Source organism: Marinobacter sp., from assembly GCF_041984545.1.
Classification (GTDB): Bacteria; Pseudomonadota; Gammaproteobacteria; order Pseudomonadales; family Oleiphilaceae; genus Marinobacter.
Genome location: NZ_JBHIXV010000008.1, coordinates 43,577 through 56,954, shown reverse-complemented (window position 1 = coordinate 56,954; position 13,378 = coordinate 43,577). Strand labels below are relative to the sequence as shown.

Genomic DNA, 13,378 nt, shown 5'->3' with positions numbered 1-13,378 from the left:
GAAGCAAGCCCATGTCAAATACGTCTCTTGAAAAGAGCAAAATCCGGATCCTGCTGCTGGAAGGCGTGCATCAATCTGCCATTGATACCCTGAACGCTGCGGGCTACACCAATATCGAGTATCTGACTCATTCGCTGGCCGAGGAAGACCTGATCGAGAAGATTGCCGATGCGCACTTCGTCGGTATCCGCTCCCGCACCCAGCTGACCGAGAAAGTATTTGAAGCCGCCAACAAGCTGGTGGCCGTGGGCTGTTTCTGCATCGGCACCAACCAGGTTGACCTGCAGGCCGCCACCCGCCGTGGCATTGCCGTCTTTAACGCGCCTTTCTCCAACACCCGCTCGGTGGCGGAACTGGTACTGGCTCAGGCCATCCTGCTGCTGCGTGGCGTACCCGAGAAGAACGCCAAGGCCCATCGGGGCGAGTGGCTGAAGTCCGCCAAGGACAGCTACGAGATCCGCGGCAAGAAACTGGGCATCATCGGCTACGGCAACATCGGCACCCAGTTCAGCGTACTGGCCGAAGGACTGGGCATGGACGTGTACTTCTACGACGTGGTGTCCAAGCTGCCTATTGGAAACGCCACCCAGGTGGGCACGCTGCAGGAACTGCTGAACATCGCCGATGTGGTGAGCCTGCATGTGCCGGAAACACCGGCTACCAAGTACATGTTCAAGGCCGAGCAGTTCGCTCAGATGAAGCCAGGCAGCATCCTGATGAACGCCTCACGGGGCACCGTGGTGGACATCGACGCCCTGGCCGACTCCCTGCGCAGCGGCAAGCTGCTGGGCGCTGCCATCGACGTGTTCCCGGTTGAGCCCAAGTCCAACGACGAGGAGTTCGTCTCTCCGCTGCGCGAGTTCGACAACGTGATTCTCACCCCGCACGTGGGCGGTTCTACCATTGAGGCCCAGGAAAACATCGGTCGCGAAGTGGCGGAAAAGCTGGCCATGTACAGCGACAACGGCACCTCGGTCTCGTCCGTGAACTTCCCGGAAGTGGCCCTGCCCTCGCACCCGAACCAGCACCGCTTGCTGCACATCCACGAGAACGTGCCGGGCGTTATGTCCGAGATCAACCAGGTGTTCTCGGAAAACGGCATCAACGTATGCGGCCAGTACCTGCAGACCAAGGAAGACATTGGCTATGTGGTGGTGGACGTCGACAAGGCCTACGGTGAGCTGGCACTGGAAAAGCTGCGTCAGGTGAAAGGCACGATTCGCTGTCGCGTTCTGTTCTGATACCGCCTGTCGCCAGGCACAAAAAAACCGGAGCATGGCTCCGGTTTTTTTGTGCCTGACAGCGCCGCTTTACTGCATCGGCACCAGGGTCAGCTCTACCCGACGGTTCTGCTCTCGGCCGGCTGCGGTATCGTTGGACGCGATGGGATAGCGCTCACCGTAGCCCACGGCCCGGGTGCGCTTGGGCTCGATACCCTGATTCAACAGAAAATCACGGACCGAGTTCGCGCGCTGCTCGCTCAGCAGCTGGTTATAGCTGTCAGAGCCGGAGCTGTCGGTGTGACCCTCGATCTGGATGATGGTCTTGTCGTACTCCTTCAGAACCAGCGCCACAGACTCCAGGGTGTCCATGAATGATGGCTGAATGGACGACTGATTCAGGTCGAAGGTGATGTTGCCCGGCATGACCAGTTCAATCTGATCACCATTGCGCACCACGCGTACCCCGGTGCCCTCGAGCTTGCGCCGCAGTTCTGCTTCCTGCTTGTCCATGTAGTAGCCAATACCGCCACCAATGGCGGCACCGCTGGCCGCGCCGATCAGTGCGCCCTTGCCCCGGTCACTCTTGCTGGAGGTGGCGGCGCCGATGGCTGCACCGCCGATAGCGCCGATGATGCTGCCTTTGGTAGCGTTCGAGGTTTTCTCCTCGCCGGTGTAGGGGTCGTAGGTCATACAGCCGCCGAGACCGACCGTTGCCAGTGCAAACGCAAGTATTGTCTTTTTCACAGCTTTCTCCCGTGCCTAGTGCTTCCCGGACGACGTTGAACCTGGGTGCCAGCGTCGCTTGCGGGGTTCGTGAATGTATCAATAATGGTATTGAATACGGTTGCCTGCAAATCCTGGGCTTCATTTACAAGATGATGACGCCCGTCGGGGATTCTCAGTTCCTCCACCGAGGAAAATTTATTCCGGATAATTCTCAGATTGTGCTGCCAGTCGACCGTCAGGTCCTTTTCACCCTGCACAACGGTTACCGGAAAATCGACCGGCCGCGCCGACTCGATGTGCGGCACCCACTTGCGCAGAGCGGTTACCCAGTCGACATGAACCGCCCTTGCCTGCAGCGGATCGTGCTCCCGCAGAAACCGAAGAAACCGCGTGTTACCGCTGTTATCGGCGAACACACGGCGCCACCGGGAAATAAACGGCCGCATCATGCTGTGCAGCACCTTGGCGCTCACCCAGCCCATGGGGCGGATCAGCGGCGCCAGCAGAACCACTTTATGGAAGTCCGAGGTCTGTTGGCTGTGCTGGTTCGACAGCAGGTAATCAATCAGTATGGCGCCTCCGGTGCTCTGGCCCACCGCAAACCAGGGCTCCCGAATGCGCCCCCGGACGGTGGCCATGACATCCGCCAACACCGCCTGGTACTCCAGGAAGCTGCCAATGGCCGCTGGCGTACCACTGGACAGCCCGTGGCCCGGCTGGTCGTAGGCGAGCACATCAAAGCCCGCCACCAGGCAACGATCAATCAGCTGACTGTACAGCCCCACGTGGTCAAAATAACCGTGGAGAATGAACACTGTGCCCCGTTCCGGTTGCGAATCGGGAAGACGGAAATAGTGAACCATCACTTCATGGCCACCAGCCTTGGCATAGCCCTGATGGTAATTCACACCAGGGTGCTCAACCCAGAGGTCGAGGCCATAGAAACGGCAGTATTCCACCATTTCGGCGCTGAGCTCCCGTGGACGGTCCGGATCGAACGGCTCCAGCCGTGCCAGGAGTGAGTGTCTGTCCCAATCCGGTATTTCTATGGTATCCGTTTTCCAGTACACGTAGAGTTAAACGCCTGTTATGAATGAGTTCCTGAATTCGGCCTTCAATCCTAACCCATAGCGGAGTAAAGACACAGATGTTGCAGCAGCTTCTGGAGACGGCCCTGCGCCAGACCATGAATCGCCTGGTCCGGCCGATACTCCACCCGGCCATTCCGGTGCCGGTTCAGAGAAGAATCATCCGCCAGGCCTATCGCAGCTCGTTCCCGCCCCGTGGCGCCAGGTTCGAGGAAACCACGCTGGCGACGGTACCCGCCACCCGTACAACCTTTGGTTCCGCCCACCGGGGCGCCGTACTCTACCTGCACGGCGGCGGCTACATTATCGGCTCCTCCGCAACCCATCGTGGCATTACCGGCCATCTCGCCAAAACCAGTGGCTGCACGGTGCTGACACCGGACTATCGACTGGCGCCTGAGCACCCTTTTCCCGCCGCACTGGACGATGCCGAGGCCTGCTGGTTGGCATTGATTGAAGCGGGTTTCGGGCCAGAGCAGATCGCCGTGGCGGGGGATTCCGCCGGTGGCGGCCTGGCTCTGGCCCTGGCCATGCGACTGCGTGACCGTGGGCAGCCGCTGCCCTCGTCCCTGACGGTGTTCTCGCCGTGGGTCGACCTGACCCAGGAGCATCTCTATGCACCGGAGCGGGAACCGGTACTGCAGGCGGCGTGGACCTCAAAGGCCGCCAGACTCTATGCCGGTGACACACCTCTGAGCCATCCACTGGTGTCGCCAATCTTCGGGGACCTGGGAGACCTGCCACCGATGCTGATCCAGGCCGGAAGCGAGGAAATCCTGCTGAACGACGCCGAGCGACTCGCCCGTATGGCTGCCGAGGCCGATGGGGACGTGCGGCTGGAGGTGTATAACAGCCTGTGGCACGTGTTTCAGGTGCACAGTGGTCAACTGGATCGGGCCACCTCGGCCATGTCCCGCGCCGGCGAGCACATCAGACGTCATCTGGCAGACTGAATTCGCCCCTGGCCAGGGCCTCCTTGCGCGCCCTCGGCCACTGTTTGATCTGCCACTCCAGCCGGGACGCCCGGCTCCGGTCGCCGGCTTGTGCCCTGAACACCAGCTCCAACGGGCCTTTGCCCCGCAGACTGCGGGCGCCCTTGGGGGCGCCGGCCTGGTGCTCATCGAACCGCCGTTCGACATCGGTGGTGATACCGGTGTAGAGCGCGCCCTGCGCGGTCCGCACCATGTAAACAAACCACTCACCCGCCATCAACCAACGCCTCTTCCCGGGCCTTGACCCTGCGCTGCTGCAGCCACAACCCGGCCATGATCAACACCAGCCCGATATAAGTGGAATAGAGGATGTGCTCGCCCAGAATGAAATAGATAAACACCAGCGACAGGAAAGGCGAGATAAAAATCAGGTTGCTGACTTTGGAGGTGTTTTCCGCCTTTTTCATGGCGTAGGACCAGAGTACAAAGGCAATGCCCATCTCGAACACCCCCACGTACAGCGCTGCCGCCAGAGAGGTCCCGAGTGCAAAGTCCAGGCCTTCAGTCCACCAGCAGATCACCGCAATCACTGGCAGGCCAAACAGGAAATTCAGGAACAGCCCCACCACAGGGTCCCGGGTGTCGCGGGTGGCAATGATCCAGTAGGAAGCCCAGATGACCGTGCTGCCCAGTGCCAGGGAAACCCCGATGGGGTCCTCGAAGCTCAGCGAGGTAACCGCGCCCCGGGTGGCAATCACCACCACACCGGCATAACAAACAAGCCCCGCAATGATATCAAGCCGCCGCAACCGCTGCCCCAGAAAGGGCACAGAGAGATAGGCCAGCACCAGGGCCCAGGTATAATTGAGCGGCTGCGCCTCCTGGGCCGGCAAACGGTCAAAGGCGCCAAACAGGAAAAAATAGTAGAGGCAGGGATTGATCAGGCCCATGCCGATGGATTGGACATATTGCTGCCGGCTCAGGGAGAACACCAGATGCCAACGCCCCTGAAGCATCAGGATAATGGCCATGACCAGGACGGAGGCCGCCACAGCAATCAACAGCATCTGCACCGGAGCCAGGTCCCTCAGGGCCAGCTTGAAGGCGGTGGCAACCGTGGACCACAGCAACACCGTACCAAGGCCATAGAGCATGGCCTGTTTCTGATTTTTCATTTCGGCCTCCTATTCCGGTACCAGCCAGTCCATGTGATGGGAAAGATTCAGCACCGGATCGCCGGCCACTTCATTGAGCATGGCAGTGAAGCGCGTGTCAAAGCCCCAGGGCGGATTGACAACCAGCAGGCCCGAACCTGTCATGCCCCGCTCCGGCGGCTTGCGCAGCCGGACCTCGGAGGTCAGGACCTTGCGTACTCCGCCGGTCTTCACAGCCGATGTCAGTGCCTCGTGGGCACCATTGGCCAGGATTGGGTACCAGATCAGGTACACGCCATGGCGACACTTCTGCCAGGCTTTCTCCAGGGTCCTTGCCACTTCCTGGTACTCGGTCTTGACCTCATAGGAAGGATCGATCAGCACCAGCAAGCGCGGCTGTCGTGGTGGCAGGTGCCGCAGCAGACCCGCAAGCCCATCCTGCCGGATCACCCTGAGACGCCCGGAGTCCGCCCAGCGGGCGAGATGCTCGCCTTCGGCAGGATGCAACTCGAATGCGGTCAGGTCGTCCTGGGGACGCAGACATTGCCGGAACCAGGCCGGCGAGCCAGGGTAGTTCACCAGCCCGGCCTGGCCCGGGTTACACTGGGCCAGGATGTCCAGCAACGGCTGCCAGTCCGGTGATTTCAGGCTCGCACGGGCCTGCCACACTCTCTGGATACCCGAGTCTGCCTCGGCAGTCTTCCGTGCCCGCTCACTGTGCAGGTCGTACAGGGCACTGCCAGCGTGGGTATCAAAGCAGGCAATCCCGGAGGCTTTTGACTGCATCATCGAAAGGACCAGACTCAGGGCCCCGTGTTTCTGGACATCGGCAAAGTTTCCGGCATGGAAGCCGTGAAGGTAACTCAGCATGGCGTACTCCCTGATTGCCCGGGTATTAGGCCCGATCTACCCTGCGCGGGGCAAGGGGCTCGTTCGATCGCCGCCACTCGGCACCTGACGACCGTGCTGCTCTGGTCCAATCCGGACGGCGCCACGTAAGCTGCATTTAAGGTTACCCTTTCGTATTGGTATTCTTGCGCATTTTTCACTGGAGGATCAGGGCTTGCCGGCAGCAAACGAAGCAAAAAAGGAAACCATCAACCGCTTATACAGCCTCATCGCCAACGAGGAGGACGCTCGCGTGTGCAAGGACATCCCGGAGGAGGCCTGCCGGGAGGTGCCGCGCAATTTTTTCCTGATCCTCGCGAGCAACGTGCTGACCAAGCTCGGCGATCTGCTGATCAGCCCGAAAACCGTGCTGGCCTGGTTGATGAGCGCCATCGGAGCGCCAGCCCTGGTGGCCTGGCTGGTTCCGATCCGGGAATCCGGATCGCTGGTGCCGCAGATGGTGATTGCAGCATGGGTACGCCGGAAGGCCGTGCGCAAGTGGTTCTGGACACTGGGCAGCTTCGGCCAGGCCATCAGCGTTGTGGGCATGGCTGCAAGCGTCTGGTTTCTGGAAGGCTACCCGGCCGGCTACGGCATTATCGCCTCGCTGGTGCTGTTTTCCCTGGCACGGGGCTTCTGTTCGGTGTCCATGAAAGACGTGCAGGGCAAGTGCATTCCAAAGACCCGGCGCGGCCGGCTTTCGGGCCTGGCCTCAACCATCGGCGGCAGCGCCACGGTGGTGCTCACGGCCCTTCTCTTCTGGGAGCGGGGCGATCCGAGCGTTGCCTTCTACACCCTGCTCCTGCTTCTGGCGGCCGCACTGTGGGTAATCGCCGGTATTCTGTTCGCCAATGTGGAGGAGTACAACGGCGAGACCGGCGGCGGTGGCAATGCCATTACCGAAGCGTTTCGCAGCCTGTCACTGCTGCGGGATGACGTGCCGTTCCGCAACTTTGTGGTTACCCGGGCGTTGCTGCTGTGCTCGGCGCTGGCCGCTCCCTACTTTGTGGTACTTGCCCAGCAGGAAACGGACATCGGCTGGATGCTCGGCGTGTTTCTGTTGGCCAGCAGCCTTGCCAGTTCGCTCAGCGCCAGTTTCTGGGGCTGGGCGGCCGACACCTCTTCCCGACGGGTGATGATACGCGGTGCGGCCATGTCCAGCGGGGTGTGCCTGCTGGTGGCCACAGTCGCCCTGATCACCGGCCCAGACATTGGCAGCGTGTGGTTCTACCCGATCGCCTTCTTTGTACTCAGCGTTGCCCATGCCGGTGTGCGACTCGGTCGAAAAACCTATCTGGTGGACATGGCCGGCGGCAACAAGCGCACCGACTACACGGCGGTGAGCAACACGGTGATCGGGTTTCTCCTGCTGGCCACCGGCGGCCTCACCGCGCTTGTCTCATTGGTTTCCGAGGTGGCTGTCATACTGGTTCTGGGGCTCATGGGGCTTGCCGGAGTGTTCAGCGCCATCTGCCTTAAAGAGGTGACTGGCGACTGATCTGATACGCCGAACTATCGGTAAAACAGGCAACACCTGCAAAAAACGGTTTTCTTCGAAAAAGAAGGAACCTTTTAGCCAGCTTTTCCGTTGCTACCGGTAAGGATGCTTTGCAGCAGTTCACAGGGACGTGTCCACTGAACGGTCGTTTCTTTATCAAGGGCAGATCCATGCGTGCAGAAACCAGAGCAGTCGCGAAACAGCAGGAAGGTCGTCTGGTACGAACGGTACTTGGATGGTACGTCAAAACCCGGGAACAGATGGATCTGGGACCTTTCGCCTCCAGGCAGGAGGCGGCCCACGCCCTGCAGAGACACATCAGGCTCTATCGCGGGCTGAACCCACGAACAGGTCCGGCAACTGCCCGGATGCACATACACGATGCCGAGACCTGCCAGCGATCCAACTGTTGCGACTGCCTGGAAGCAAAAGAACTGGGCCTGTCGATGGCGGTGGCCTCATGAACGGCCTGCGGCCCACCAGTCAGAGGGGTAATGCCGAAGACGTCGCACTGCTGCCGCCCGGCATGAAGCTGATGCTCGCCTCCCTGTTCTGTCTTCTGGGCGTCTCCGCGCTCACCTATGTAAGCTACCTTTGATTCGTCTTGAACGACACAGGGCCGCAGAAGCGGCCCTGTGTCGTTTGCGGTTGAACTGACAGACGGTTTTGCGTCAGTCAACCGCCAGGTCTGTCTTGCTGGCACACACTGCCTGAACGTTTACCTCGTTGAGGAGCGACAGGAGCGAGGGCGCAAACTCGATAACCACCGAGTCGAAGCGCTTCTCCGTCTGAAACACCAGGAAGCTGGTTGAGGTACCACCCAGCACGCCGGACGCCCCCAGCAAATCCAGATCCAGCAGCCCTTCACCGGTACTTTCCTCCTGGACAACACCGTTCAGGCTGGTTCTCACGATCAGGTCGCCACCGAGCAGATCTGCCTGCAACACCTGCGGACTCTCATTGAAGGCAATGCCCAGAGCATTGGCGCCAGGGTAGGCAAAGCCGGTTGTGGCGGCCACTTTAAGCCGGCTGGTCGATAATCCAAGCAGGTCAGTGTTCTGCAGAGTGGCGGTGTTTGTGAGATCACCGTCAACCACATTCGCCGGATCCTGCACGTCGCAAATCAAACCCAACCCCAGGAGGCAACCAGACAGGTCTTTCGAGGCTTCAGCCTTGATATCGGTATCGCTGGCCAGCATGGGCGTAAATGGCTGGCCCTCCACACCGCAGGCGTATTCATTGTCGTTCACCAGATCGCAGGCGTCGCCAATGCCGTCGCCATCGGTATCCGCCTGGTCCGGATTCTCCACCAGCGGGCAGTTATCCAGGGGCTGGCCCAGGGCATTGTCATCGGCAATACCGTCGCCGTCGGTGTCGGCATCACAGGCGTTGCCCTCGCCGTCATTGTCCAGATCTTCCTGACCCGGGTTGGCGATGGTCGGGCAATTATCGGCGCCATCGGGCAGTCCGTCACCGTCTGAATCGGTTTCGCAGGCATCGCCCACGCCGTTGCCATCGGCGTCGGCCTGGTCGTGGTTGGCAAACAGCGGGCAATTATCGCCACCGTCCGAGGCCGCAAGCGACTCAAAGGAGCCATCGCCTTTGTCCGTCTTGTCATTAACGCCATCGCCGTCGGTGTCGGTGTCGCAGGCATTGCCCACCTGATCACCGTCAAAATCGGCCTGGCCGTCATTGGGCACGAGCGGGCAGTTGTCGCCACCGCTGGCAACGCTCTTCACCGAGAACGAGCCATCACTGTTGGCCACCTTGTCAGCGACTCCGTCGCCGTCGGCGTCGGTGTCACAGGCGTCGCCGGTCAGATCGGCATCCCTGTTTCGCTGGGTCGGGTTGACGATGGTCGGACAGTTATCGGTACTGTTCAGCACCCCATCACCATCGATATCGGAGGAGCCGCCAACCGACTTGTCGCAGGCGTCGTCTATGCCATCGGCATCAGCGTCGTTACCCGAATTGGTGACCGTCGGGCAGGAATCCTCATTATCCGGGATACCGTCCCCGTCCTGGTCAAACAACGGGTTTGCGGGCCCGAAGGCTTCTGTGACGAGGGCGCTGTCAGAGCGACACCCGGCCAGACCCAGCAATGCAATAAAGACCACTAACATCATTGTTTTCATTGTTTTGGTTTCCATGGCGATTACTCCGCTTCTGAATCCTGGATCACGTTGAATTCAACGCGACGATTGCGTTCCCTTCCCTCTTCCGAGCTGTTGCTCCTGACAGGCCTGGACTCGCCATACCCGTTCGCAACCAGCCGCTCTGGTGCTATCCCGGAATCAATCAGGTGGTTCCGGACGGCATCGGCGCGCTTCTGCGAAAGCTGCTGGTTGTAGGTGGCAGAGCCGACACTGTCGGTGTGGCCGGCGAGCTCAACACGAAGGTCCGGTTGGCCACGCAGGGCATCCGCGGTTTTGGCGAGAATGTCCTTGGCATTGGCAGTCAGACGGTCGGAATTGAATTCGAAGGAAACTCCCGACAGCACCACGCTTTGCTCCCGATCGGTTTCGACACAGCCAACGGCGTTGACCTGGAGCCCCTCCAGGGTGTTCGGACACTGGTCGACGCCATCGACAACGCCGTCGGCATCGGAATCCGCCATTCCCACCAGCTTCTCTTTTTCAACCACCACCGGTTTCTCGATGTACCGGATCTTTTCCACTACTTGCGGACGAGTGGTGCCGATGGGCAGCGTGATGCCGGCAGCGAGGTGAACGTCTGAGAGACCGTCGTCGAAGGTGTCGTACACGTAGCGCACTTCCGCGCGCAGCCTCAGACCGGAATCTGTTACGGCCGATGTCAGCACACCAAGGCCCAGGTTGCCGTAGCCTCCGAATTCACTGTCAGAATGGTTGGCCACATCGTTACGGGAAACACCCGCCCCGATCAGGCCGAAGGGTGTGAAGGTTCGCTCGCCGGGTAAGCGATAACTGAAGTCGACGCCGGCGCCCTGCTGGTAGTAGTCGGTCAGACCGGTGCGGCCTGCCTCGATCACACCGGAAAACAATGTCGGCTCCAGCCACCAGGACTCGCTCAGCCGCTTGCCGTAGGTGGCGCGGAAGGCCGTGCCGTACTTGTCGGTGCGCTGGCTATCGGGCTCGATGTAAACGCCCATGAGCGAGAGGTCGCTGCGTGCCTGCCGGGTCTCGGCTGCGGCGCTACCCGCCAAGCCTGTCAAACCGTACCCTCCGACCAGGCAGGAAAGTAATAAGGTCTTTGGCCATCTTGTTTTGTAGTTCATTCCCTTTTGCCCCTTTCTATTCTTTTTCCACGTCTCGACAGGACGTGTTCGCGATAGTCAGGGAAGAGTCCGGAGGGGCACGATGGCCTGAATTACATGGTAGTAATGTCAGATTGATCAGAGAAGCGGGCCACCCTCAGGGTCGCCTTGGAAAATTTTCGGGTTTACAGAGAGTTACAAACCGACAGAAAAAAGACAGGAGAGCAGGCGTGGGCAGCTGTCATAAGAGACCAAGATGACTTTTGACAGGGTTTTACAAGGCCGACGGCCTCTTTCTACCTTGAACTGTTCCACTCAGCCTCACTGTGCACCGTTAACACCACCCCGAGGTGCCATGGGCACCCGAGAGGCGAGAGAGGTTAGCGCAGGACGGGATGGCCCCAAATCAGGAAGGCGCCTTGCCATCATTCAGGGCCAGCGCCCCTTTGACGATGCGGTAGATAATCCAGATCGAGATGCCGAGCAGAATAAACCAGCCAATAATCAGCGGCGTGGTTACAATGCCGATGACGGTCCACAACAGACCGATCCAGAAGGTCCGGATTTGCCAGCGGAAATGCCGCTCGACCCAGGTGTTGCGAACGTCGTCGAGCTTGACGTAGTTGATGATCACCCCAACCAGGCCGGTCACGCCGCCCAGGAAGAATGACAGGGCCTGGAGGATGTAGACGACAACGGCCAGGTTCCGGGCCGGGTCTGCACGGCGGGACGTCGGGTCCGAATCGGCGGGAATGTACTCCGGTTCAGTCAAGGCATAGCTCCTCTGTAACGGTCACAGAAAGTCTACCATAGCCCTGGCGAACCGGAGTTACGGGCGCGTCAGTGATTGTCCGGACGATACCCCAGACGGAACCCGCCCCAGTGCTTGCCGTTCACAAAGATGGGCACTGACAGATCGTGCATGATCTCACCGGTGTCTCTGCGGTAGGTCTGCAGCAACATGGTTTCCTTGTGGGTACCACAGCGAATACCGGTGCGGTCGTTGAACAGGCGCTTGCTGCGGCTCTTCACCAGATCCACCTCCGGGTTTCCGGTGGGCGGGTGGGCAAAATCCCGGTTGTGCGTGGGAACATAGCCGTCGGGCGCGCAGGCAATGGCAAACACGATTGCCTCGTGGGCATTCTTGACCTGCTCCTGCACCGCCGGCAGGTACTGATCGGTAAACTGATCGAAACTGCTCGCGTATTTCTGCGGCTGGGTGTTGGCAATCGGCTTGCGCTCCCTGTCGAACAGCGCACTTTCGGAGAGCTTGCCGTCCCGGATCGCCTGCTCAAAGAGCTGGCCGATCTGTTCAGCGCCCGTGCGGGCGTGATCATAGAAAATCCGGTGATAGCTGGCGTCACTGTTCAGCGCAAACGAGGCGTTGGCTTTTTCCGCCAGTTCCATCAGCGTTGCCGCCTGCTCTGCCAGCGCCGACACGCTGGTGTCGCTTTCCGAAATCTGGTCACGCACGGTCTCGATGGCTGAAAACACCTGGGCCAGACTCTGCTCGTTGTTCTGGTCGATTTCGGCAATGCGGGCGACCTGTTGCTGCACCCGGTCAGACTGCTCGCTGATCTGCTCTAGGCGACCACCCACGCTCTCCACCGAGGCCAGTCCCTGCTCGATGCTCTGGGCCAGTTCCTCGATCCGGGAAACAATCAACGTGGTATCGGAGCGGATTTCCTCGAGGGTTTCGGCCACCTCGCCGGTGGCCTGGGCGGTGCGCCCCGCCAGTTGCCGAACCTCGTCCGCCACCACTGCAAAGCCCCGCCCCTGGTCACCGGCACGAGCGGCCTCAATGGCGGCGTTCAACGCCAGCAGATTGGTCTGTTCGGCGATGCCCTGGATGGTGGTGGTTACACCCTGAATCCGGTTGGATTTTTCATTCAGTTCCTGGATCAGTCGCAGATTCTCACCAGACTGCTCGTGCACGGCGCGCACACTGCTGATGGCCGACATCAGCGCATCGTGACCTTCGGTACTCACCTGTTTGTTCTGCAGGGCCATGGTGGCTGCATCGGCGGCCTGCTCCGAGGACTCCCGTACCGTTTCAGTGATCTGGCCGGCGTAATCGGCCATCTGGGCGGTTTCCTCCACCTGCCGATCCAGCCGCAGCTTGAGCTGATCCGCTGCAAACGACACCTGGGCCGCGGAAATAGCGTTCCGATCGGCGCTGCCGGCCAGGGTTTCCACCAGCGCCCGACCGGCCCTGGCATCTGCCAGCAATTGGGCGCACCGATCGTGCAGCGGATGATTTTCCGCCAGTGAGCCGTCGTTAAGGGCCTGAAGGCCCCGCTCCGTCGGTTCCAGAACCCGGACAATCAGGAATCCTGCTGCCACGGCCAGTCCCACCAGCAGGCCGATCAACACCGATACCGGTTCCAGACCTACCATGGGCGCCCCCACTGTACAGGCGACCGCCACGACAATCGCAATCGCCACCCCCCAAAGAATCGACCTACGATCCAACAACCCCATAGTAACCTCTTATTTATAATTGCTTTTATAAGCATCTTTTATTTAAGGCCATTGCGGAGACTAAAGAATTGATGTGAGTTAATAACTCATACTTTAGTGTATTTAACACAGGTATCGGCAGGGAAAGGTATTCCTGAAACAAAAAACCGCAAA

General features: G+C 60.1%; 14 protein-coding genes. 5 read left to right on the top strand and 9 right to left on the bottom strand.

Annotated features, from left to right (window positions below; translation table 11 throughout):
• Nucleotides 1–11 precede the first annotated feature (11 nt).
• Nucleotides 12–1,241 carry a phosphoglycerate dehydrogenase gene (serA, locus tag ACFC20_RS05735; RefSeq protein ID WP_091986930.1) on the top strand — a complete coding sequence of 410 codons (1,230 nt, stop codon included), beginning with the start codon at nucleotides 12–14 and terminating at the stop codon, nucleotides 1,239–1,241.
• Nucleotides 1,242–1,310: 69 nt separating this feature from the next.
• Here serA and ACFC20_RS05730 read toward each other — a convergent pair whose 3' ends face one another.
• A complete protein-coding gene (locus ACFC20_RS05730) occupies nucleotides 1,311–1,967 on the bottom strand; it encodes an OmpA family protein (RefSeq protein WP_375192155.1) in 657 nt (218 codons plus the stop codon).
• Entirely contained in the window at nucleotides 1,964–3,019 is a 1,056-nt protein-coding gene (locus tag ACFC20_RS05725; RefSeq protein WP_375192154.1) for an alpha/beta hydrolase, read from the bottom strand. The genes ACFC20_RS05730 and ACFC20_RS05725 overlap by 4 nt, the downstream gene beginning before the upstream one ends.
• A gap of 77 nt (nucleotides 3,020–3,096) precedes the next feature.
• On the opposite strand from ACFC20_RS05725, the gene ACFC20_RS05720 reads away from it, so the two are divergent.
• Nucleotides 3,097–3,990, top strand: a complete 894-nt coding sequence (locus tag ACFC20_RS05720; protein ID WP_375192153.1) for an alpha/beta hydrolase — start codon at nucleotides 3,097–3,099, stop codon at nucleotides 3,988–3,990.
• On the opposite strand, the gene ACFC20_RS05715 is transcribed toward ACFC20_RS05720, so the two are convergent.
• The 3 genes from ACFC20_RS05715 to ACFC20_RS05705 are packed head-to-tail and all read right to left on the bottom strand — an operon-like array spanning nucleotide 3,968 to nucleotide 5,993.
• Nucleotides 3,968–4,222 (bottom strand): GIY-YIG nuclease family protein, encoded by a 255-nt coding sequence (locus ACFC20_RS05715; RefSeq protein WP_375192152.1) that lies wholly within the window; start codon nucleotides 4,220–4,222, stop codon nucleotides 3,968–3,970. The two genes, ACFC20_RS05720 and ACFC20_RS05715, sit on opposite strands and share 23 nt — an antisense overlap.
• A gap of 13 nt (nucleotides 4,223–4,235) precedes the next feature.
• Nucleotides 4,236–5,144 (bottom strand): DMT family transporter, encoded by a 909-nt coding sequence (locus ACFC20_RS05710; RefSeq protein WP_091986943.1) that lies wholly within the window; start codon nucleotides 5,142–5,144, stop codon nucleotides 4,236–4,238.
• Nucleotides 5,145–5,153: 9 nt separating this feature from the next.
• A complete protein-coding gene (locus tag ACFC20_RS05705) occupies nucleotides 5,154–5,993 on the bottom strand; it encodes a 23S rRNA (adenine(2030)-N(6))-methyltransferase RlmJ (protein WP_375192151.1) in 840 nt (279 codons plus the stop codon).
• 193 nt (nucleotides 5,994–6,186) lie between these two features.
• Between ACFC20_RS05705 and ACFC20_RS05700 the strand changes: the two genes are divergently transcribed.
• The 3 genes from ACFC20_RS05700 to ACFC20_RS05690 all read left to right on the top strand — a co-directional run bounded on the left by ACFC20_RS05700 (nucleotide 6,187) and on the right by ACFC20_RS05690 (nucleotide 8,107).
• Nucleotides 6,187–7,509, top strand: a complete 1,323-nt coding sequence (locus ACFC20_RS05700) for an MFS transporter (RefSeq protein WP_375192150.1) — start codon at nucleotides 6,187–6,189, stop codon at nucleotides 7,507–7,509.
• 170 nt (nucleotides 7,510–7,679) lie between these two features.
• Nucleotides 7,680–7,973: a DUF6316 family protein gene (locus ACFC20_RS05695; RefSeq protein WP_139229627.1), complete on the top strand. Its 294-nt coding sequence runs from the start codon at nucleotides 7,680–7,682 to the stop codon at nucleotides 7,971–7,973.
• Complete coding sequence (locus ACFC20_RS05690) at nucleotides 7,970–8,107, top strand: hypothetical protein (protein ID WP_375192149.1); 138 nt, start codon at nucleotides 7,970–7,972, stop codon at nucleotides 8,105–8,107. The genes ACFC20_RS05695 and ACFC20_RS05690 overlap by 4 nt, the downstream gene beginning before the upstream one ends.
• Nucleotides 8,108–8,180: 73 nt before the next feature.
• On the opposite strand, the gene ACFC20_RS05685 is transcribed toward ACFC20_RS05690, so the two are convergent.
• From ACFC20_RS05685 to ACFC20_RS05670, 4 genes are all read right to left on the bottom strand, one after another.
• The gene (locus ACFC20_RS05685; protein ID WP_375192148.1) at nucleotides 8,181–9,659 is read right to left on the bottom strand and encodes a thrombospondin type 3 repeat-containing protein; all 1,479 of its coding nucleotides are present in this window, start codon (nucleotides 9,657–9,659) and stop codon (nucleotides 8,181–8,183) included.
• A gap of 5 nt (nucleotides 9,660–9,664) precedes the next feature.
• A complete protein-coding gene (locus ACFC20_RS05680) occupies nucleotides 9,665–10,702 on the bottom strand; it encodes an OmpA family protein (protein ID WP_375192147.1) in 1,038 nt (345 codons plus the stop codon).
• 448 nt (nucleotides 10,703–11,150) lie between these two features.
• Complete coding sequence (locus ACFC20_RS05675) at nucleotides 11,151–11,516, bottom strand: DUF4870 family protein (protein ID WP_375192146.1); 366 nt, start codon at nucleotides 11,514–11,516, stop codon at nucleotides 11,151–11,153.
• Between the two features lie 68 nt (nucleotides 11,517–11,584).
• Nucleotides 11,585–13,225, bottom strand: a complete 1,641-nt coding sequence (locus tag ACFC20_RS05670; protein WP_375192145.1) for a methyl-accepting chemotaxis protein — start codon at nucleotides 13,223–13,225, stop codon at nucleotides 11,585–11,587.
• Between the last annotated feature and the right edge of the window lie 153 nt (nucleotides 13,226–13,378).

What these genes read in the sequence shown, in the direction of transcription:
- serA (WP_091986930.1), top strand. Translation starts at nt 12, where the DNA reads ATGTCAAATACGTCTCTTGAAAAGAGCAAAATCCGGATCCTGCTGCTG.
- ACFC20_RS05720 (WP_375192153.1), top strand. Translation starts at nt 3,097, where the DNA reads ATGTTGCAGCAGCTTCTGGAGACGGCCCTGCGCCAGACCATGAATCGC.
- ACFC20_RS05715 (WP_375192152.1), bottom strand. Translation starts at nt 4,222, where the DNA reads ATGGTGCGGACCGCGCAGGGCGCGCTCTACACCGGTATCACCACCGAT.
- ACFC20_RS05710 (WP_091986943.1), bottom strand. Translation starts at nt 5,144, where the DNA reads ATGAAAAATCAGAAACAGGCCATGCTCTATGGCCTTGGTACGGTGTTG.
- ACFC20_RS05705 (WP_375192151.1), bottom strand. Translation starts at nt 5,993, where the DNA reads ATGCTGAGTTACCTTCACGGCTTCCATGCCGGAAACTTTGCCGATGTC.
- ACFC20_RS05695 (WP_139229627.1), top strand. Translation starts at nt 7,680, where the DNA reads ATGCGTGCAGAAACCAGAGCAGTCGCGAAACAGCAGGAAGGTCGTCTG.
- ACFC20_RS05690 (WP_375192149.1), top strand. Translation starts at nt 7,970, where the DNA reads ATGAACGGCCTGCGGCCCACCAGTCAGAGGGGTAATGCCGAAGACGTC.
- ACFC20_RS05685 (WP_375192148.1), bottom strand. Translation starts at nt 9,659, where the DNA reads ATGGAAACCAAAACAATGAAAACAATGATGTTAGTGGTCTTTATTGCA.
- ACFC20_RS05670 (WP_375192145.1), bottom strand. Translation starts at nt 13,225, where the DNA reads ATGGGGTTGTTGGATCGTAGGTCGATTCTTTGGGGGGTGGCGATTGCG.